Origin of the sequence: Luteimonas terrae (genome assembly GCF_031457535.1) — a bacterium.
Lineage (GTDB): Bacteria > Pseudomonadota > Gammaproteobacteria > Xanthomonadales > Xanthomonadaceae > Luteimonas > Luteimonas terrae_A.
On sequence record NZ_JAVDWO010000007.1, the window covers coordinates 56,746 to 77,570 of the forward strand.

15 protein-coding genes are annotated in these 20,825 nt (G+C 66.8%); 8 read left to right on the forward strand and 7 right to left on the reverse strand.

Annotation, left to right across the window (positions count from 1 at the left end):
- Positions 1–54 precede the first annotated feature (54 nt).
- Both J2W68_RS09560 and J2W68_RS09565 read left to right on the forward strand, forming a co-directional pair.
- Positions 55–2,886 (forward strand): EAL domain-containing protein, encoded by a 2,832-nt coding sequence (locus J2W68_RS09560; protein WP_310235083.1) that lies wholly within the window; start codon positions 55–57, stop codon positions 2,884–2,886.
- 61 nt (positions 2,887–2,947) lie between these two features.
- Entirely contained in the window at positions 2,948–3,868 is a 921-nt protein-coding gene (locus J2W68_RS09565) for a M14 family metallopeptidase (protein ID WP_310235085.1), read from the forward strand.
- Positions 3,869–4,304: 436 nt separating this feature from the next.
- Here J2W68_RS09565 and J2W68_RS09570 read toward each other — a convergent pair whose 3' ends face one another.
- On the reverse strand, positions 4,305–7,100 hold the full coding sequence (locus J2W68_RS09570; RefSeq protein ID WP_310235087.1) for a TonB-dependent receptor: 2,796 nt from the start codon (positions 7,098–7,100) through the stop codon (positions 4,305–4,307).
- Positions 7,101–7,305: 205 nt separating this feature from the next.
- Here J2W68_RS09570 and J2W68_RS09575 point away from each other — a divergent pair, with 205 nt between their 5' ends.
- Positions 7,306–8,208 carry a dienelactone hydrolase family protein gene (locus J2W68_RS09575; RefSeq protein ID WP_310235089.1) on the forward strand — a complete coding sequence of 301 codons (903 nt, stop codon included), beginning with the start codon at positions 7,306–7,308 and terminating at the stop codon, positions 8,206–8,208.
- A 2-nt stretch (positions 8,209–8,210) separates the two neighbouring features.
- Positions 8,211–8,639, forward strand: coding sequence for an SMU1112c/YaeR family gloxylase I-like metalloprotein (gloA2, locus tag J2W68_RS09580; protein WP_310235092.1), 429 nt, complete (start codon positions 8,211–8,213; stop codon positions 8,637–8,639).
- 1 nt (position 8,640) lies between these two features.
- On the opposite strand, the gene J2W68_RS09585 is transcribed toward gloA2, so the two are convergent.
- Positions 8,641–9,603, reverse strand: a complete 963-nt coding sequence (locus J2W68_RS09585) for a glutathione S-transferase family protein (RefSeq protein WP_310235094.1) — start codon at positions 9,601–9,603, stop codon at positions 8,641–8,643.
- 159 nt (positions 9,604–9,762) lie between these two features.
- Here J2W68_RS09585 and J2W68_RS09590 point away from each other — a divergent pair, with 159 nt between their 5' ends.
- Positions 9,763–10,722 carry a glutaminase gene (locus J2W68_RS09590; RefSeq protein ID WP_310235096.1) on the forward strand — a complete coding sequence of 320 codons (960 nt, stop codon included), beginning with the start codon at positions 9,763–9,765 and terminating at the stop codon, positions 10,720–10,722.
- Positions 10,723–10,756: 34 nt separating this feature from the next.
- On the opposite strand, the gene J2W68_RS09595 is transcribed toward J2W68_RS09590, so the two are convergent.
- Together J2W68_RS09595 and J2W68_RS09600 are read right to left on the reverse strand one after the other, a co-directional pair.
- Positions 10,757–12,118, reverse strand: a complete 1,362-nt coding sequence (locus J2W68_RS09595; protein ID WP_310235098.1) for a glycoside hydrolase family 16 protein — start codon at positions 12,116–12,118, stop codon at positions 10,757–10,759.
- Positions 12,119–12,360: 242 nt separating this feature from the next.
- Positions 12,361–13,062 (reverse strand): pirin family protein, encoded by a 702-nt coding sequence (locus J2W68_RS09600; RefSeq protein ID WP_310235100.1) that lies wholly within the window; start codon positions 13,060–13,062, stop codon positions 12,361–12,363.
- Positions 13,063–13,161: 99 nt separating this feature from the next.
- Between J2W68_RS09600 and J2W68_RS09605 the strand changes: the two genes are divergently transcribed.
- Positions 13,162–14,076, forward strand: coding sequence for a LysR family transcriptional regulator (locus J2W68_RS09605; RefSeq protein ID WP_310235103.1), 915 nt, complete (start codon positions 13,162–13,164; stop codon positions 14,074–14,076).
- Between the two features lie 10 nt (positions 14,077–14,086).
- Here J2W68_RS09605 and J2W68_RS09610 read toward each other — a convergent pair whose 3' ends face one another.
- Positions 14,087–15,091 (reverse strand): MBL fold metallo-hydrolase, encoded by a 1,005-nt coding sequence (locus J2W68_RS09610; RefSeq protein ID WP_310235105.1) that lies wholly within the window; start codon positions 15,089–15,091, stop codon positions 14,087–14,089.
- Positions 15,092–15,237: 146 nt separating this feature from the next.
- Between J2W68_RS09610 and J2W68_RS09615 the strand changes: the two genes are divergently transcribed.
- On the forward strand, positions 15,238–16,305 hold the full coding sequence (locus tag J2W68_RS09615) for a D-hexose-6-phosphate mutarotase (RefSeq protein WP_310235107.1): 1,068 nt from the start codon (positions 15,238–15,240) through the stop codon (positions 16,303–16,305).
- A 182-nt stretch (positions 16,306–16,487) separates the two neighbouring features.
- Positions 16,488–18,617: a M13 family metallopeptidase gene (locus J2W68_RS09620; RefSeq protein WP_310235110.1), complete on the forward strand. Its 2,130-nt coding sequence runs from the start codon at positions 16,488–16,490 to the stop codon at positions 18,615–18,617.
- 90 nt (positions 18,618–18,707) lie between these two features.
- Here J2W68_RS09620 and J2W68_RS09625 read toward each other — a convergent pair whose 3' ends face one another.
- Both J2W68_RS09625 and J2W68_RS09630 read right to left on the reverse strand, forming a co-directional pair.
- Positions 18,708–19,118 carry an OsmC family protein gene (locus J2W68_RS09625; protein WP_310235112.1) on the reverse strand — a complete coding sequence of 137 codons (411 nt, stop codon included), beginning with the start codon at positions 19,116–19,118 and terminating at the stop codon, positions 18,708–18,710.
- 87 nt (positions 19,119–19,205) lie between these two features.
- On the reverse strand, positions 19,206–20,807 hold the full coding sequence (locus J2W68_RS09630) for an AbgT family transporter (protein ID WP_310235114.1): 1,602 nt from the start codon (positions 20,805–20,807) through the stop codon (positions 19,206–19,208).
- Positions 20,808–20,825: the final 18 nt, after the last annotated feature.

A 20,825-nucleotide genomic window follows, 5' to 3' on the forward strand; every position in this document is an offset into this window, starting at 1 on the left:
ATGCTCGCCTCTGTCAGGATCCGCCAACGCCTCGTGCCCCATCGCCCTTCACCCGTGTCTTTATCGCCGTCGCCTGTCGATGCGCAAGCGCGTGCGCGTGACATCCTGGCCACCGCGCCGGCGGGGCTGGCGGTCGCGATCGCCTGGCAGTGTCCGCTGAGTGGTCGTGGTGCGCTCGACGCCGAAGACGCTGGACTCGAGATGCGGGAGATCGCGGTGGCTGCGCTCGACGAGCGGGCGGTGCCCGCCGACGCCTGCCTGCACCATGGCAGGCGCGGGAATACGCGCGTCACGGTCGCTGTCGATGCGGGCGCAGACCGGGCGCTGCGAGATGCCTGGGCGCGCCTGGCGGCGAACGCAATGCTCGCGGCCCTGGACTCGCTGGTCACCGCCCATGGCGTGGCGGCGCTGCGACGCTCGGAGCGGCTGCAACAGGCGTTGTACGAGATCGCCGATCTTGCAGGGTCCTCGCTGGAGATGGGGGACGTGCTGACGCGGATCCACGGCGTGGTCGGCGCGCTGATGACCGCCGAGAATTTCTACATCGTGCTTTACGACGACCTCAGCGAAACCCTGCGATTCCTGTATTTCGTCGATGCACTCGACCCCTGGGTCGCGGATCCCGAACAGGAGCTGCACGTCAGCGACATGCCCAACAGCCTGACCATCGCGCTGCTGCGTGCCGGGCAGCCGATGCTGGGCCCGTCGCAGCAACTGCGACGCGCCCATGGCGTGGACGACGGCCATCCACTGCACGGCCCCGACAGCGCCGACTGGCTGGGCGTGCCGCTGCGCCGCGACGGCCGCGTCTGCGGGGCGATCGTGGTGCAGAGTTACGACCGGCCTGATCGCTACACCCAGGAAGATCGAGCACTGCTCGAGTTCGTGGCCCAGCACATCCTGACCGCACTCGACCGCAAACAGGCGCAGTCCGAACTGGAGCGCCGTGTGGACTCGCGCACCCAGGAACTGCAGGACGCGAACATGGGCCTGCAGGCGCAGATCGCCGAACGCGCCCGCGCGGAACGTCTGCAGCGGGCCTTGTACCGGATCAGCGAGCTGTCGGTCGCGGCCGGCAGCGTCGAGCGTTTCTACGCCGATTTGCACGCGATCATCGGCGAGCTGTTGTACGCACGGAACTTCTACATCGCGATGCTGAGTCAGGACGGCCAGCGGCTCGAATTTCCGTATTCCGTCGACGAACGCGATGTGGCTCGGCGTCCACGCGACCGGGCCAACGGTCTCACCGAGTACGTCATCGACAGTGGTGAGCCACTGCTTGTACGGCGTGACGGCATCGCATTGCTGGAGGCCAGCGGGGATCTGCAGAGTCGAGGCACCCAGGCGCAGTGCTGGCTGGGGGTGCCCTTGAGCCGGGACGGCCGGCCGGTCGGTGCGATCGCGGTGCAGAGTTACGACCCGGACATCGGATTCACCCACAGCGACCAGGCGCTGCTGACCTTCGTCGCGCATCACATCGACAGCGCACTGGAACGCAAGCGCGCGCAGGAGGCCCTCAAAGCGGCGCATACCGAGCTCGAGTTCCGCGTGGATGCGCGCACGCGTGAACTGGAACAGGCCAATCGCGAATTGCGCGCGCAGATCGGCGAGCGCGTGCGCGCCCAGCAGCGCCTCGTGCACCAGGCGCGTCACGATCCGCTGACCGGTCTGCCGAATCGCGTGCAGCTGCTCGAACGCCTCAATGCCGCGCTCGCGTCGTCGGAAAGCCGCTTGGAACCCTTCGCGGTGCTGTTCCTCGACCTCGACCGTTTCAAGCTGGTCAACGACAGCGTCGGCCATGCGGCCGGTGACGCGATGCTGGTCGAGATCGCGCAACGCATCTCCGCATTGCTCGGCCCGCAGGACATGGCCGCCAGGCTGGGTGGCGACGAATTCGCCCTGGTGCTGGGTGGTGTCGACGATGCTGACGTTGCCGACACGATGGCAGCGGCCTTGCTGGCCACGCTGGCAAGGCCGATGTGGGTGGCCGGGCGCGAGCTGTATCCCTCGGCCAGCATCGGTATCGCGATGTCGCACCCGGGTGCCGACGGCGACGGCCTGCTGCGTGACGCGGACGCGGCCATGTATCGCGCCAAGGCCTGCGGCCGCGACCGCAGCGAACGCTTCGACGAGGCCATGCGCGCTGAAGCGACGCGCCTGCTGGATCTGGAGGCGGACCTGCGCAGGGGGATTCTGCAGGATGCGTTCGAGCCCTACTTCCAGCCGATCGTGCGCCTGTCCGATGGTGCGGTGATCGGTCACGAGGCCCTGTTGCGCTGGCGCCATGAACTGCACGGCATCCTGCCGCCGGCCGACTTCATCGGCGTCGGCGAGGACAGCGGTCTGATCGAACAGGTCGACTGGCTGATGTACCGCAAGGTCATCGGCATGATGACGAAGCTGGACGCCCCGGGGTACGTGTCGATCAACGTATCGCCGCGGCATTTCCGTTCCGACGATTTCGTCGACCGGCTGATGCTGCTGGTGGATTGCGCCGGCGCGGATCCGTCGCGCCTGCGGATCGAGATCACCGAGGTCGCGCTGCTCGACGATGCGCCGCGTGCGCTGCGGATGCTCAGCCTGCTGCGAGAGCGGGGCGTGCTCGTGTTGCTGGACGATTTCGGGACTGGTTTTTCGGCGCTGTCCTATCTGCATCGCTTCCCGATCCGGGCGCTGAAGATTGACCAGAGCTTCGTGCATGGCCTGGGCAGCGATCTGCATGCTGAAAGCCTCGCCCTGGTGCGCGCGATCCTCGCGCTTGCCAGCACGCTTGGTATCGACACGATCGCCGAAGGCGTGGAAACGCAGGCCCAGCGCGACATGCTCGACGAACTCGGGTGCCAGTACGGGCAGGGCTACCTTTACGGGCGACCGGCGCCGATCTGATCGGGCCAGCGCGGACACGATGCTAGAGTGCCGGCGATTTTTTCCAACGCCGGAGCACGCCATGCAGCAGACCACGTCCTATCCGATCGGCACCCCGGGCCAGCCATGGGGTGATGTCGAACGCGCGCAGTGGCGTGCACGTCAGGTGCGGCAGCGCAGTCACGCCGATGACGTGGCGATGCGCGTGGAGGCTTCGCGTGATCGGTTCGATATCGAAACCTACGGCTTGCTGGACGCGGGCGGGCGCAACTATCCCCTGCTCGCGATCCGCAATCGCGACTGGAACCCCGCACTACCGATCGGCGTGGTCACCGGCGGCGTGCATGGCTACGAGACCAGCGGAATCGAGGGTGCGCTGGAATTCTTCGAGCAGTCTGCCGGCAACTACGCGGGCCGGCTCAATCTGCTGGTCGTGCCTTGTGTCAGCCCCTGGGGCTACGAACACGTCCAGCGCTGGAACATCGATGCAATCGATCCGAACCGATCGTTCCGCGCGGGCAGCCCGGCGAGGGAGTCGGCGGCGCTGGTCGCGCTGCTTGCGCCGTTGCGCGGCAGCGTGCTGGTGCACGTGGACCTGCACGAGACCACCGACACCGACGAGTCCGAGTTCCGTCCGGCGCTGGCCGCGCGCGATGGCGTGGCATTCGAGCCGGGTGGCATTCCCGACGGCTTCTATCTGGTCGACGACAGTGAGCGGCCTCAGCCCGCATTCCAGCAGGCGGTGATCGCTGCGGTGGAGCGGGTGACACATATCGCGCCGGCCGATGCCAACAGCCAGATGATCGGTTCACCCGTCGTGGCCCACGGCGTCATCGAGTATCCGGTCGAGACGCTCGGCCTGTGCGCCGGTATCACCGGCGCGCGCTACGTCACCACGACCGAGGTCTATCCCGACAGTCCCCGCACGACGCCAGTCGAATGCAATGCCGCGCAGGTCGCGTCGATCGTTGCGGCGCTGGATTACGCGCTGGCGCATCGCTGAGCGGAAAATTGGTTGGACGGTGTTAGCCCGTTTGATTGCGGGCCTACCGAAGATGGTGTCCGGCAAGCGTGACCGGGTCGCCCAGCCTCAAAAGCAGCCCGTGATCTGAAACCCTCCCTCGCACGGTGGGAGGGTAGGTGGGGGACGAGCGTTCAGATCATGGAGATCTGCCGATTCAAATCCACACCGCGCGCATCCCGTTCGTGCCGCGATCCGGCGGTTCGCCCCCATCCCAACCTTTCACCCGTACCGGGCGCCATGCCCGCAGGCGGGGGAAGGGGCAGATTCCGATACCGCGTGGTTCGACTGATCCTCGACGCCTCCCATCAACCGACCGGTTTCTCGAACAGGCACCGAATCTGGTCCAACGACGTCGCCTGGGACAGAAAAGCCACCGCATGCGGTGGCTTTCCCGATCCAGCAGCAGTGCAGCGAATCAGAAATCCGCGCGCAGTCCCAGCGAGATCCGACGGCCCGACAGCTCGTACATCGTCGGGAACGACGGGTCCATGGTGTAGCCGGTCGTCGCTTCGTCGGTCAGATTGATGCCCTTGAGACTCAGCTTCACGTTGTCCGCCAGACGCAGCCCGATCGACACATCGAGCTGGCCGTACGCATCGCGGTAGATCGGATACATGTTGTAGCCGATCGATTCCACGTACTCGCTCTTGTGGTTGTAGGACACGCGGGCGTCGAAGCGGTTGTTCTCGTAGTACGCGGTGAGGTTCCAGGTCTTCTCGGCCAGGCCCGGCATCGGCGTCTGGATGCCGAGGTCGGATTCGCCGGCCAGCGAGCTGTCGAGCATCGTGTAATTGGCGTTGATGCCGAAGCCTTCCAGCGCCGGATGCAGCATCGTCAGTGGCAGCTGGGCGATCAGTTCGACGCCGTCGACCTCGTACGCCCCCGCAGCGTTGACCGGCTGGTAGACGTCGAAGTCGTAGATGCCGTTGAGCGTGCCGTTGGCGTTGTAGACCGGCACATCCTCGACCACACCGGTCAGCGCGTTGATCACCACGCCGTCGATCTTCTTGCGGAAGTACGACGCCGCCAGCAGGCCGCCGTTGTCGAGGTACTGCTCCAGACCCACCTCCCACTGGTCGGCATAGGTCGGCTTCAGCGCCGGGTTGCCGTCGGTGAAGCGATAGGAGCTCCAGCTCGCGGTGCGCTTGTAGGCGATGTCGGTCATCGCCGGGCGGATCAGCGTCTGCGACGCCGCGGCGCGCAGCAGCAGGCCGTCGCGCAGTTCCGCGGTGAGATTGACACTCGGCAACACGTCGCTGTAGCTGCCATCCATCGAGATCGGCGTGTCGGTGTAGCCGGTGCTGCCGTCGGGGTTCTGCACCGGGTGGTAGCCGAACGAGGTCACCGAGGTGTCGACGTAGCGCACGCCCGCATTGATGTCGAGCGGTACGGGGCCGAGGTCGAACGCGAAGTCCGTCATCAGGTACAGCGCCGTGGCCTGCTCTTCGACACGGTAGTACTGGGCGTCGTCGAACGGCGTGGAGAAACCGGCATACCGGAACGTGTCGCGCGCATAGGCGTTGGAGGCCATCTGCCAGTCGAGATCGCGCGCGGTATAGGCGCCGCCGGGCACGATGTCCCCGATCGGCCGCAGCTGGCTGTCGGCCAGCGTGCGCGTGTTGACCCAGCTGTTGTCGCCGGCCGACGGCCCGCCGATCTTGGCTTCGCCGTATTCGCGCTCTTTCGACTTGTCGGTGTGGCGTGCGCCGAACTGCACGCTGCGCAGCGCGGGCAGGAACGCAAGATCGAAGGTCTTGGCGATGTTGACCTGGGCGGCGTACTTGTCGTCGGTGATCCGCTCGAGCGTGGTCTCGTAAGCCTCGAAGAGATAGCGCTCCGGCGAGTTGTACATGTCGAATCCGTTCGACGACGCGCTCGGGATGGTCTCGCCGCTGTTGCCGTTCCAGCGCGTACGTGAGGGCGCATAGGCGACGTGCTTGAGGTTCGCATAGTCCAGCGACTTCTTCGCGCCGGAGTAGCCGAGCAGGGCATCGATGGTCCAGGTGTCGCTGCGCCAGTCGAGCGCCGCGCTGTACTGGCGGAAATCGGTCTCGTTGCGCCGTTCCTTGCTCAGAAACTCGTGCTGGGTGTCGGTGTACGACACGTCGCGCAATACCAGAATGCCGTGCTGGGCCAGCGTGGTGTCGTCGTATTCGTGGATGGTCTCGAGCGTGCTGCGGCTGGACGCGGAATAGGCCGCCGCGTCGTACTCGTCCTCGTTGGAATCGTAGCCACCGATCAACGCGTCGAAGGTCAGGCTGAAGTCGTTGCTGGGCTTGAACTGCAGCGAGCCCGTCGCGCCCCACTTGTCCTGCTCGTTGAGGAAGACGCGGTCGCCGACCTTGTCCTGAAACACGATCAGGTTGGACTCGTCAGTGTCGTTGCGGTTGCCGATCTCGCGGCCGGTGTCGCGCTCGATCACCGCTTCTGCCTGTTCCCCGCGCACGCCGGAAGCGCCGAGGAAGCGCGACATCGGACGGAAGTTGATGCCCGAGGTCGCATCGGTGCGATTGGTGCGCTTGGCGGTCGAGAACGACACCAGTGCGCCCCAGTTACCCCAGGTATCGGCAGCGAGGAAGGAGAGCTTCGGATCGGTCTCCTCGGAGATCGAGTTGTGCGCGCCTTCGAACGAGGCGACCAGCTGGCGGCTGCTGTAGTCGAACGGACGTGCGGTGGAGATCTTCACCGAGCCGGCGATACCGCCTTCCTCATCCGCGGCGGTCGGCGATTTCTGCACTGTGACCTGCTGGATGATCTCGGACGCGAAGATGTCGAACTCGACCTCGCGGCCGCCGCTGCCCGAGGCCGTGGCGAGATCGTTGATCGACACGTGGGTGTAGTCGGACGGCAGGCCGCGCACGTTGACGCGCGAGCCCAGACCTTTGTTGCGCTCGATGGTGACGCCGGGCATGCGCTGCAGAGCCTCGGCGAGGTTCTGTTCGGGGAAATCGGCGACGTCGGTGGCGACGATGGAATCGGAGAAGCCCACGTTGTCGCGCTTCAGGTCGACAGCCTGCTCGAGGCTGCGGCTGTAGCTGCCGGTGACCGAGACGGCGTCCAGTGCCTGGATGTCGTCGGTTGCCGGCGCGTCCTGCGCCAGGGCGAGGGTCGGCATGGCGGCCATGCCGCCGACGAGAAGGAAATGGATGCTGCGGCTCAGGCAGCGCGGGCGCGGCCCGGGCGCGCGGCGCGCCGGGTGGTAGGACTTCATGCCAGGTGTTCCCCTTGGAGACGGATGGACGAGCGCGCGCGGTGCGCTTGCACCAGACGCGATGGGCCGACGTGCGACCGGGGCCGGAGGCTAACGACGATGTATTGAAGTTTTGTTGCGGTGCAGCGTGTCATTGCACAGGCCGCACGCCGCACGTCACGCGGGGCGATTACCATCGGGGCCTGATCCGCCGCAGGAGCCCGTCATGACCACACCGCCGAAGCAGACCGCACGCGATTTCGATCCCGATGTCCTCGCCCTGTTCGACGAGTACGTGCATGGCGCGATCGATCGCCGCGGCTTTCTGACGCGCGCAGGCCGTATCGCCGGCGCTGCAGGCGCGGTGGGCCTGCTGGCTGCGTTGAGCCCGCAGTTCGCGCGCGCGCAACAGATCGCGCCCGACGACGCGCGTTTGCAGACGCGTCACGTGGAATTCGATTCGCCAAAGGGCAATGGCCGTGGGCGCGGCTATCTCGCGCAGCCGGCAGAGGCGGGCGGACCCCTGCCTGTGGTGCTGGTCGTGCACGAGAACCGTGGACTCAATCCACATATCGAGGATGTCGCGCGCCGCATCGCGCTCGAGGGCTACATCGCGTTCGCACCCGATGCGCTGTTCCCCAAGGGCGGCTATCCGGGCGAAGAAGACGCCGCGCGCGCCCTGTTCGCCACGCTCGATCAGGACAGGGCGCAGCAGGACTTCCTGGCTGCCGCGGGCTGGTTGCAGGCGATCGACGGCGGCAATGGCCGCCTCGGCGTGGTCGGCTTCTGTTACGGCGGCGGCATGGCGAACTGGCTGGCCACGCAACTGCCGTCGCTGCGCGCCGCGGTGCCGTTCTACGGACCAGCGGCACCGCTCGAAGATGTGCCGAAGATCGCGGCCGAACTGCTGGTGGTGCTGGCGTCCAACGATGCGCGCGTCAATGCGCAGTGGCCTGACTACGAAGCCGCGTTGAAAACAGCCGGCAAGACATTCGCCTTGTATCAGCCGGCCGACACCGAGCACGGCTTCAACAACGACACGACGCCGCGCTACGACGAGGCCGCCGCCAAGGACGCCTGGTCGAGGATGCTGGCGCTGTTCGAACGCACGTTGAAAACGCCCGCCTGACCATGTTGCGCGGTCTGCACCATGTCGCGGTGATCTGCAGCGACTACGCGGTGTCGAAGGCGTTCTATGTGGAGACGCTGGGCCTGCAGGTGCTGGGCGAGCATTACCGCGAAGAACGCCAATCCTGGAAGCTCGATCTCGTCCTGCCGGACGGCGGCCAGATCGAGCTGTTCTCGTTTGCGGATGCGCCGGCCCGCCCGTCCTGGCCGGAGGCGCGTGGTCTGCGGCATCTGGCATTCGCCGTCGACGATATCGAGACTGCATGTGCGCAGCTCAAAGCGCGCGGTGTGGCGCTGGAACCGATGCGTGTCGATCCCTATACCGGTCAGCGTTTCGTGTTCTTCGCCGATCCCGATGGCCTGCCGCTGGAACTCTACGAGAGCGAGTCGCCGGCCAGCACGGCTACACGGCCCGCATCGCCCGTCGCCTGATTCAGACAGCCCCCGGGAAGACCGGGTCCGGACCCGCCGGCACGATGCCGGTCGGATTGATCTGGCGATGGCTCTGGTAGTAGTGGCGACTGATGTGATCGAAATCCACCGTCGGCGCGACCGCAGGCGCTGCGTAGAGCCGCTGCGCGTATGCCAACAGCACCGGGTAATCCCTCAGCTGTCGCAGGTTGCATTTGAAGTGTCCGTGGTAGACCGCGTCGAAGCGAAGCAAGGTGGTGAACAGGCGCCAGTCGGCCTCGGTCTGCACGTCCCCGCACAACCAGGTGCGCCCGGACAGATGTGATTCGAGCCAGTCGAGGGTGTCAAACACGCCACGCACAGCCTCGTCGTAGGCGGATTGGCTGGTCGCGAAGCCAGCCTTGTAGACGCCGTTGTTGAGCCCGTCGTAGATGCGGTCGTTGAGCGCGTCGATCTCGTCGATCAGCGCCGCCGGGGCAAAGTCACCGGACGTCGCACCGACGCCGTCGAACGCGCTGTTGAACATGCGGATGATGTCGGCCGATTCGTTGCTGACGATGGTCTCGCGCTGCGTGTCCCACAGCACCGGCACGGTCACGCGGCCGGTGTAGCGCGGATCGGCGCGCACATAGAGCTGCCAGACCGTCTCGGCGCCGTGCAGTGGATCGGGAATCACGCCGGGCCCGTTGGCGAAGGTCCAGCCGTCGTCGGCCATCAGCCAGTGCGTGATCGACAGTCCGATCATCGTCTGCAAGCCCTTGAGCTCGCGGAACAGCGTCGCACGATGCGCCCACGGGCAGGCGCGCGCCACGTACAGGTGATAGCGTCCGGGCTCGGCGGCGAACCCGCCTTCGCCGGTCGGCCCGGGCGCGCCGTCAGGCGTGATCCAGTTGCGGAAGGCCGACTCGGGCCGTTGCAGCGTGCCGTCCTCGCCGACGAGTTTGTCGTCGTCGGATTCCCAGCGGCCTTCGATCAGCATGCCCATGTGTGCTGTGTCCTGTGCGATTGCAGCGCGGTGCGCGGTGGAGCACAGCCTCGCCGATGCCGAGTCAAGGCGAGGTGGTCACCCGCGAGCGCGGTGCTGTGACCGCGCGGTCACACCCGCATCGCCATGCTGCACGCCCGTATTTCAAGCCGAGTCGATATGCGCAGCCCTCCGCAGAACCCGCATGACCTCGGACGCCACGACATTCCGGACATCCTGCGGACCATTCATGCCGAAGTCCGCGAACGCTTCGGCGAGCACAAGGGCAAGGTCGCCGACTACATTCCGGCGCTGGCGTCGGTGTCGCCCGACACCTTCGGCATGGCGGTCGCGACGCTCGATGGCGACATCCACACTGTCGGCGAAGCGCATGCGCCGTTCTCGATCCAGAGCATCTCCAAAGTGCATACGCTGACGCTTGCGCTCGACAAGGCCGGCGACGACCTGTGGAAGCGCGTCGGCCGCGAGCCGTCGGGCGACCCCTTCAATTCGCTGATCCAGCTCGAGCACGAGAGCGGCATCCCGCGTAATCCCTTCATCAATGCCGGCGCGATCGTCGTTGCCGACGTGATCCTGTCGCACTACGACGATCCGGAGGCCGCGCTGCTGCAGTTCATGCGCGAGCGCTCGGGCAACGCGGAGATCGGCCGCGACGACGAGATCTGGGAGTCAGAGCGCAAGAGCGGCTACCGCAACGTGGCCCTGGCCAATTTCATCCGCAGCTTCGGCAACATCAAGAACGACGTGCAGGCGGTGCTGGATTTCTATTACTTCCAGTGCGCCTTGAAGATGAACTGCATCGACCTCGCGCGCAGCCTGCAGTTCCTCGCCGATCGCGGCAGATGCCCGTCGTCGGGCGAGCAGGTGACCAGCATCGAGCGCGCCCGGCGCACTAATGCGGTGATGATGACCTGCGGCACCTACGATGCTGCCGGCGAATTCGCATTCCATGTCGGCCTGCCGGCCAAGAGCGGCGTTGGCGGTGGCATCGTCGCGGTGGTGCCGCACGTGTTGAACCTGTGCGTCTGGTCGCCCGCGCTCGACGAGAAGGGCAATTCGCTGCTCGGCGGCTACGCCTTGCATCGCTTCACCCGGCTGACGGGTCTGTCGGTGTTCTAAGCCGGGCGCGGAGTACCACGCCCGGCCGGGCGACTCACGGGCTCTGGTAGTAGACGTTGTCGATGAACAATTCGACATCCTGCGCCGGCGGGTCGGCGACGACCATGAACATCTGCTTCACCGCATGCAGGTCGAGATCGTAGAAGGCGCTGAAGGGAATCGTGACCTCGTGCCACTGCCCGTCGCGGACGAGACCGTAGTTCGCCCCGCCTGCAGCGAAGTCGACCCAGCTGTCGCCGAACGAGGTGTTGATGCCGATCTTGAACGTCGACGACGTCGTCGTGCGCATGTGGAACTTCAAGGAACCACCTGCGTAGGCGCTCATGTTCCGGTAGTCGGTCAGGATGCCCAGACCGAACCATTGCCCGGCGCTCGCACGGAACGCCATCGCCTCATTGCCTTCGAACGGCGCGGCGCTGATCGGCGCGAGATTGTTCCAGACGAACAGGTCCGCGTCGTTGCCGAAATCCAGCGCGCCGGCCAGGCCGCCCTGCTCGGAGTAGACGCCGAAACGACCCGCCGGCACGGCGCTGTTGCCACCGATCTGCAGCTCGCTGTCGGGATGGTCCTGGTACAGCCGGATCCAATCGACGAGCATCCGGCCGGGCAGCGGTGCGGTGATGCCGTTTGGATCCGTAATACCGGTGTAGGTGCCGCCGACTGCGAGATTGAGCAGCAGGAAATGCGGCTGGTGGAATTCGTGCAGCGAGGCGCCCTCAATGTCCGAGATCGCCATCTCGAAGTACTGCAGGCCGTCGACCGTGACCCGGATGAACGCCGGATCCCAGGTCATGCGGTAGGTGCGGTAGTCGTCATGCAGATCCGTCGGGAAGTCCGCGAAATCGCCGTGACTGGCGTGGCCGCCGCCGTAGTTCCAGTGCACCGCGCCGCCGACCCGGCGGTTTGCCATGCCGGCTGCGATGCCGTCGACGTGGCCGATCTCCATGATGTCGATCTCGCCTCGGTCGGGCCACACGCCGATCGCGCCGAGCATCCAGTACGCGGGCCAGAGGCCGTTGCCGGCTTCCGGCGTCTTGATCCGCGCCTCCAGCGTGCCGTACTTGAAGTGCACACGGCCTTCGGTCTTCAGGCGCGCCGAGGTGAAGGGGCTGCCCTCGAAATTCTCGCGACGCGCTTCGATGACGAGATTGCCGTTCTCGACGCGCGCGTTCTCCGGGCGGCTGGTGTAGTACTGCAGTTCGCTGTTGCCCCAGCCACAGATGCCGATCTGGCAGCCGGTGCCGACATCGTAGGTCCAGGTGTTGCCGTCGATCGCGTTGCCGTTGAAGTTCTCTTCCCAGACCGGTGTCTGCGCCTGCACGGCAGCGGGCAGGGTGAGTGCGGCGAGGCCGACGCATGCGGCGATCGGAAGGGCGACGAGGGATGTGCGATCCATGTGAGCTCCTTGCGTGATGGTGGTGGCCCACCCCCTGGTCTGGACCGAAACCGACGCTGCCGTCCATTGACAACGCTGTCAAAACGTCGCGACACCGATGTGCCGTTCGGGGCACGCAGTCACGGAATTGCGTTTGCGCCCTGTGAAATCACGCGCATACAGAACCGCCGATGCTGCATGCGCAGCATCGGCGGGCGAGGGCGTCGTGTGCTCAGGCGGCACGGTGAGACCGGATGACGCGCTTACGGCGCGGTATCGACCAGCACCAGCTCCGCGTCTTCGAGCGCCGTCACGCGGATCACCGTTTCGTCGCGGATGGCCGCGCCATCGCGCGCCTCGATGCGCGTGCCGTTGATCTCGACTGCGCCCGAGGCCGGCACCAGATAACCGAGACGTCCATCGGCGAACGCGTACTCGGCGGTGTCGCCAGCCTTGAGCGTCGCACCGAGCACGCGCGCGGCGGCGCGGATCGGCAGGGCATCGTCGTCGCCGTCGAAGCCGCTGGCGAGCGCGATGAAATCGCCACTGCGCGCATCCTTCGGAAACGGCTTGGTGCCCCAGGCCGGCGCGCCGCCGCGTGCATCGGGGATGATCCAGATCTGGAAGATGCGGGTCTGCTCGTCTTCCATGTTGTATTCGGCGTGCTGGATGCCGGTGCCGGCACTCATCACCTGCACGTCGCCTGCGCCGGTGCGGCCGGCATTGCCGAGGTTGTCCTTGTGGCTGATGGCACCTTCGCGGACATAGGTGATGATCTCCATGTCCGAATGCGGATGCGGCGGGAAGCCGGTGCGCGGCGCGATCAGATCGTCATTCCACACCCGCAACGCGCCCCAGCCCATGCGCGCCGGCTCGTGGTAGCTCGCGAACGAGAAGTGGTGGTGCGCGTCGAGCCAGCCGTGGTTCGCAGCGCCGAGGGTATCAAAGGGGCGGCGTTCGATCATGTCGATCTCCGTGCGTGTCGGTAATGGGGCCACGTTACGCCTTGCGAATCATGCTGGGAACGGAAAGAATGGAACACCATCCATTCCATTTACGATGTCATGCAGCTTCCCGATCTCGAAGCGTGGGCGATCTTCGCGCGCGTCGCAGAACTCGGCTCGTTCGCGGCGACGGCTGAGGCGCTGGGCATCACCCAGCCGACGGTGTCGAAAGCCATCGCACGGCTGGAGAAACGCATCGGCACGCCGTTGCTGCACCGCACTTCGCGTCGGATGACATTGACCGCGGCCGGAGAAGCGGCTGTGGAGCGTGCCAGTCGCTTGTTGGCCGAGGGCGAGGCGGTCGAGGCGTCCGTGACCGCGCAGGCGGTCAGCCCGCGTGGACACGTGCGCATGGCCGCGCCGATGTCGTTCGGTGTCGCCCATGTGGCGCCGCTGCTGCCGGCTTTCATGGCGAAATTCCCGGACGTGACGCTGGAACTCGCGCTCAGCGACGAGACCGTCGACATCGTCGGCGGCGGCTTCGATCTGGCGCTGCGTATCGGCACGCTCGAGGATTCCAGCCTCGTCGCGCGCCGGCTGTGCGGCGTGCGTATCCTGCTGGTCGGCGCACCGGCGTACTTCGAGCGCGCGGGGCGGCCGAAACATCCACGCGATCTGGGCACGCATCGCGGTCTGACCTACGCCTATGCGCGCTCCGGCGCCGCGTGGCGTTTCCACCATGCACGGCATGGCGATTACTCCGTGGGGGTGCCGTCGGTGCTGCGGGCCAACAATGCCGAAGCGCTGACGCCGGCGCTGCTGGCCGGCGCCGGGCTCGCGCTGCAGCCGGAATTTCTGGTGTGGCGCGAGCTGCGCCGCGGTGCGCTCGAAGTCGCATTGCCCGGCTGGCAGCCGCCGGAGATCGCGGTGCATGTGGTCATGCCACCCGGCCGCGGACGACCGGCGCGGGTGCAGGCGCTGGTCGACCATCTGGCCCGCAAGCTCGCGCAGGCGCCGTGGGCCTCGGGCGAATGACGTTGCCGCCTCAGCGTCCGGCGCTGTGGTCGTGCACGTGGTCCCCGCGCAGCGCGAGGGCGCGATAGGCGGTCCGCGCCGCATCGTCGAACACCGCAGCCGCGCCGCGTGGACGGTCCGGGCCGGCGGCGCTGTCGAGCACCAGCGTGGCACCCAGACCGGCGTAGAGATAGCGATCGCCATAGGCCCGCTGCAGCGCCGCGAATGTGGCCTCGCCGGTGCAATGGCCGGGCGCGATGAAGTCGATGTCGTAGGGGGCCAGCGCTTCGACGACGCCAGCAATCGCCGCGTCATCGGCACTGACGTAGTGGAAGCCGCCGATGACGAGATGGATGTCGGGATCAAGCTTCGCCGCCTCCGCCACGATCACCGGCAGCCCCGGATGCGAGCAGCCGACGACCAGCAACAGGCCTTGCGGCGTGCGCACGGCCAGCGACAGCTCGCGCAGTTCGCGCGTGCCGGGTACGTCGGACACCGTTGCGATGGCCCAGACGCCCGGCGCGATTTCAGTGGTCTGCGCAATCGGCTGCAGCTTCGCGCCTGACCAGGCGGTGCCGAAGTGCAACGTCTCGGGCGGCGCGCCGTCGAAGTAGCGCATGCGCGCCGGCAGCGCGTCGTCCTTGCGGTAGAAGCTCGATGGCAGCGACGAGCCGTAGATGCCGAAGCCCTCCTGCGGCGCGTGGATGGCGACGTCCGGATTGGCTTCGAGCACGACCGACAGACCCGCCATGTGGTCGGCATGGCGATGCGACATCACCACCATGTCGAGATCAGCCAGATCCACACCTTTCGCCGCGACGTTGCGGCGGAACGTCTCGGCATCGTTGCCGGTGTCGAACAGGATGCGCTGGCCGTCGACCTCGATCAGCGCAGCGAATCCCCAGTCCTTCTCCAGCGCAGGGTCGTCGCCGAAGGCGTCGTAGAGCACGGTGATCTTCGGCGCGGCGTTCTCGGCGAAGGCGGGCAGGGCGGCGGACAGCAGCAGGCTCAGCAGCAGAACGGGGCGCAGTGTCATGGCGTTGGCTCGGCAGGACCGGACCTGCAGCTTAGGTCGCCACGGCACACATCCACGCATCGATTCCGGCACACCGTGTTGCCGGATCCGCGATGCTGGCCGCATGTCGTGCGTTAACCTGCGCCGGTTTCCCACGAGCCCCTCCCATGCACGTTGCCATCCGCTTGCTGCTGCCCTGCCTGATCGCCGCGCTCGCCGGGTGCGTGGCGGGCCGCTCGACCATCACCCCGCCAGAAACCGATGCCATGACCGACGCTGCAGCCTTCACGGAAACCCGTTTCACGACGCCCGCGCGCTACACGGATGAAGTGTCCGCCGCCGCGTCACCGAAGACAGACATCACAGCGCCGGAGGTCGACGGCGTGCGGATCGGCACATTCGCCGGCTATCCGGCGGTGCTGGTCGAGACCTTGGATGCACGTGCGGCGATCGCGCTGCACGGCGGCCATCTGCTGTCATACGTGCCGGTCGGCGGCGAAGACCTCTTGTGGCTGTCGCCGCGGCTCGCCGCCGCGCCGGCCGCGATCCGCGGCGGTGTACCGGTGGTGTGGCCGTTCTTCGGGCGCCAGGGGCAGGGCGACGATGTACCGTCGCACGGGTTCGTCCGCACGGTCCGCTGGCAGCTCGTCGCCGCTTCGCGCGATGCCGACGGCAGCGTGTCGCTGACGCTCGCGCCGCCGCGCTACGCCGATCTCGGCCTGGACCTGCGCATGCATCTGCGCATCGGCGAGACGCTCGAACAGACGCTCGAAACCACGAACACCGGCAATGTGCCGGTTGCGTTCACCCAAGCGCTGCACAGCTATTTCCGCGTATCGGACGTCGCCGAGGTGCGCGTCGACGGCCTCGACGGCCTGCGCTTCCTCGACAAGAACGACGGCTACGCTGCGCACACGCAAATCGGCACCTGGGTGCTGGACGATGCCCGTGATCCCGGTCGCAGCGACTACATCTATGCCGATGCCGGCGGACGCTACCGTCTCGACGATCCCGGTCTCGACCGCCGCATCGAGCTCACGACCTCGGGCAGCCGCGCGCTCGTGGTGTGGAATCCGGGCGAAACATCTGCGGAGCGCAGCAGCGACATGAACGCGGGCGCGTGGCGCGGTTTCCTGTGCCTGGAAGCTGCGAATGCCGGACCGGATATCGTCCGTCTGGCGCCTGGAAAGACCCACATCCTGACGCAACGCGTCCGGGTCCTGCCGCGCGACTGAATCTTCGGACATTCGTCTCCGCACGTGAAATCCGCGCGTTCTGGCCGTGATTCCGATCAGCGCGAGTGCCATTCGTTGGGTCCAGGTCAGGACGTCGTGCACGCCCGGGCCGGTATGCTGGGTGACCGGTTTCGCGTGCAACTGCGGCCCCGGACCCGAAAACGAATTCCCGGAGATCGACCTTGAAGAAGACCCTGCTGTCCGCGGCCACCGCCGTCGCGCTGACGATGGCGGCCTCGTCCGCTATTGCCCACGACCACGAGCACGCCTGCCTCGACGACCTGTGCCAGCTGCAGTCGCTGTTCCAGGCCGACACGTCCGCAGGCGGCAGCGCCGAAGCAACGGTCGCGGCCGAGCGCATGGGCACCTGGGGCATCGACACCGCCGGCATGGACATCAGCGTGCGGCCGGGTGAGGACTTCTTCCGCTACGTCAGCGGCAAGTGGGCCGAGAACACCGAGATTCCGTCCGACAAGTCGAGCTACGGCGCGTTCCTCGTGCTGCGCGATCTGTCCGAGGCGCGCGTGCGTCAGCTGGTCGAGGGGTATCCGACCGGCGATCCCGCCACCGATGGCGATCAGGCCAAGGTCGCCGCGCTGTACGCGGGCTTCATGGACGAGTCGGCGATCGAAGCGTTGGGCGCAAAGCCGCTCGAGCCGAAGCTGGCCGCGATCCGCGCCGCCACCGACCGCGAGGCGCTCGCGACCCTGATGGGCGAGAGCCAGGGCGACTTCGGCCGCAGCTTCTTCGGCCTGGGCGTGTCCGACGACCAGCGCGATCCCGATCGCTACACCCTGTACATGAGCCAGTCGGGCCTCGGCCTCGGCGATCGCGAAATGTATCTGCGCGAGAACTTCGCGCCGCAGCGCGAGCGCTACCAGGCCTATATCGCGCAGATGCTCGAGCTCGGCGGCTGGGACAACCCGCAGCAGAACGCCGAAGCCATCCTCGCGCTGGAGACCAAGATCGCCGAGGCGCATTGGACGCGCGCCGAGAGCCGCGACCGCGACAAGACCTACAACCCGGTCGAGCTGTCCGCGTTCGAGACCACCGCGCCGGGCTTCCCGTGGGCCACGTATTTCGCCGCCGCCGGCGTGCCGCAGGCGCCGCGCGCCGTCGTGCGCCAGAGCACCGCGATTCCGAAGCTCGCGGCGATCTTCGGCGAGGCCGACATCGCCACGCTGCAGGCCTGGCAGGCATTCGGCACGATCGACAGCGCTTCGCCGCTGCTGTCGAAGGCGTTCTCCGACGCCCGCTTCGAATTCCGCAACAAGTTCCTGTCGGGCCAGCCCGAAGAGCAGGAACGCTGGAAGCGCGGCGTGTCGTTCGCCGAGAACACGATGGGCGAGGCGATCGGCCGCGACTACGTGCAGCTGTATTTCCCGGCCGATTCCAAGGCCAAGATGGATGAGCTGGTCGCCAACGTGAAGGTGGCAATGGGCGCGCGTCTCGACCAGCTCGACTGGATGGGCGCCGAGACCAAGGCCGAGGCGCACAAGAAACTCGAAGGCTTCGGTCTGAAGATCGGCCACCCGGATACCTGGCGTGACTACAGCGGCCTGCAGGTCGCGCGCGGTGACGTGTTCGGCAATGCCGAGCGCTCGATGGCGTTCGAGTGGGACTACCGCCGCAACCGTCTCGGCCAGCAGGTCGACAAGGGCGAGTGGGGCATGACCCCGCAGACCGTCAACGCCTACTACAACTCGGTCAAGAACGAGATCGTGTTCCCGGCCGCGATCCTGCAGCCGCCGTTCTTCGATCCCGATGCCGATCCGGCGGTCAACTACGGCGCCATCGGCGGCGTGATCGGCCACGAGATCATCCACGGCTTCGACGACCAGGGCCGCAAGTCCGATGGCGAAGGCGTGCTGCGCGACTGGTGGACGGCCGAGGACGCGGCGAAGTTCGAGGCCCAGGCGGCCAAGCTCGGCGCCCAGTACGAGGCCTACGAGTTCCCGCAGCTGCCGGGCATGCACATCAACGGCAAGGTCGCGATGGGCGAGAACATCGGTGACCTGGGCGGCATCACGATCGCGCTCGAGGCCTACCGCCGTTCGCTCGACGGCAAGCCGGCCCCGGAGCTCGACGGCTTCAGCGGCGAACAGCGTCTCTTCATGGGCTGGGCGCAGGTGTGGCGCACCCTGTGGCGCGACGACGCGCTGCGTCAGCAGCTGGTCAACGGCACGCATTCGCCGGGTCACATCCGCGCGTTCGCGCCGCTGCGCAACGTCGACGCGTGGTACGACGCGTTCGACATCACCGCGCAGGACGCGCTGTGGATCGCGCCGGAAGATCGCGTGCGCATCTGGTGATCCCTTTGGATCACTGAGCGAAGAAAGGGCCGGGATTTACCGGCCCTTTTTTTTGCAGACCGCTGTTGTCTTGACCGACGTACTGCGGACTCAGTCAGTCAGCGCACTCGCGATCCGGACCTCGCCGGTCAGCAGTCTGTGCACCGGGCACGCATTCGCGATCTGCAACAGACGTGCGCGCTGGTCCGCATCGAGCGGTCCGCGCAGCGTGATGTGCCGCGTGATGTCGGTGCCGGCGGCCGGCTTGCCATCCGGATCTAGCACGAGTTCGACGTCGACGCCTTCCAGAGGCCACTGCTTGCGCGCGGCGTACATCCGCAGCGTGATCGCGGTGCACGCACCCAACGCCGACAGCAGCAGGTGGTCGGGCGTCGGTGCACTCTCGCCGCCACCGAGCGAGACGGGCTCGTCGGCAGCCCATCGGTGACCCGCGTCGTCTTCCAGTGCGACGCGGAAATCCGCACCCTCGGTGCGTGCGTTGGTTCGGGCGCGTGCGGGCATGTCAGGGCTCCTGGTCCGACGGCCGCGATGGCCGTCCTCGACCCAGACTGGCACGGTCGTCGGCGCGCCGTCAGCCGACGCGCGTGCTCATCCCGGCGCGTAATACGTGGGCGCACCCGGCCCGACAGGCAGGCCCAGCGCGAACACCCAGACAAAAAAGAGCAGCGTCCAGCCGACGAAGAACACGATCGAATACGGCAGCATCATCGCGATCAGCGTGCCCACGCCGAGATCGCGTTTGTAGCGCGCGGCGAAGGCCATGATCAGACCGAAGTAACTCATCATCGGCGTGATCAGATTGGTCACCGAATCCCCGATGCGGTAGGCCGCCTGGATCACTTCGGGGCTGTAACCCACCAGCATCAGCATCGGCACGAAGATCGGCGCGGTCACGGCCCACTGCGCCGAGGCCGAGCCCAGCGACAGGTTGATCAGCCCGCACAGGGCGATGAAGGCCAGGAACACCAGCGGTCCGGTCAGGCCGATCGACTCCAGCAGACTGGAGCCGAGGACCGCCATCACCTGGCCCAGCTGGGTCCAGTTGAAGAACGCGACGAACTGCGCGGCGAAGAACACCAGCACGATGTACAGGCTCAGCGTGCCCATCGATTTCGCCATCGCGTCGATGACGTCGCGGTCGTTGCGGATCGATCCGGTGAGCGCGCCGTAGACGATGCCCGCCACCGCGAAGAACACCGCCACCAGCACCACGATGCCGGTCAGGAACGGACGCAGGCTGCCCAGCGTGTCCTCGATGCCCGGCAGGCGCAGCGCACCGTTCGACGGGACCACGAGCGCTGCGATACCTGCCGCGACGAGCAGTGCAGCGAGGCCGGCCCACATCAGTGCCCGGCGTTCCCGGGCGGCCAGCGGATCCATGTTCACCGGCTCGGCATCCGGATCGAGATCCTTCGGATCGAATGCGCCCAGCTTCGGTTCGACGATGTAGGTGGTCACGAACCAGCCCATCGCGGTCACGACGAAGGTGCTGGCGATCATGAAGTACCAGTTGACCGCCGCATGCACCTCGTAGGCGGGGTCGATCAGCCGCGCCGCTTCCTGGGTGATGCCGGCCAGCAGCGGATCGACGGTGCCGATCAGCAGGTTGGCGCTGTAGCCGCCCGACACGCCGGCGAACGCGGCAGCCAGACCCGCCAGCGGATGGCGCCCCAACGCATGGAAGATCGCCGCGGCCAGCGGGATCACCACTACGTAGCCCATTTCCGAGGCCGTGTTGGACAGGATCGCGGCGAACACCACCACCACCGTCACCAGACTCTTCGGCGCGCCGAGCACCAGCTGCTTGATCGCAGCGGTCAGCAGGCCGGACCGCTCGGCGATGCCGACACCCAGCATCGCGACCAGCACCGTGCCCAGCGGCACGAACGAGGTGAAGTTGGTCACCAGGCCGGTGACGACGCGGCGCAGCCCCTCGGCGTCGAGCAGGCTGATGACCCGGATGATCCCGTCGTCGGCGCGCCCGCTGGAGCCCACGGGGCGTGGATCGGGCACCGACACGCCGTAGGCGCCGAGAATCCCCGACAGCAGCACGATCGACAACGCGAGCAGCGCGAACAGCGTGACCGGATGCGGCAACAGATTGCCGAGAAACTCGACGCCGTTGAGCAGCCGCGTAATGGCGCTGCGTGGAGGAGGGGACGAGGGACCAGCCGCCTTGCGTGGAGTCATCGTGCCTGCCGTGTCGAG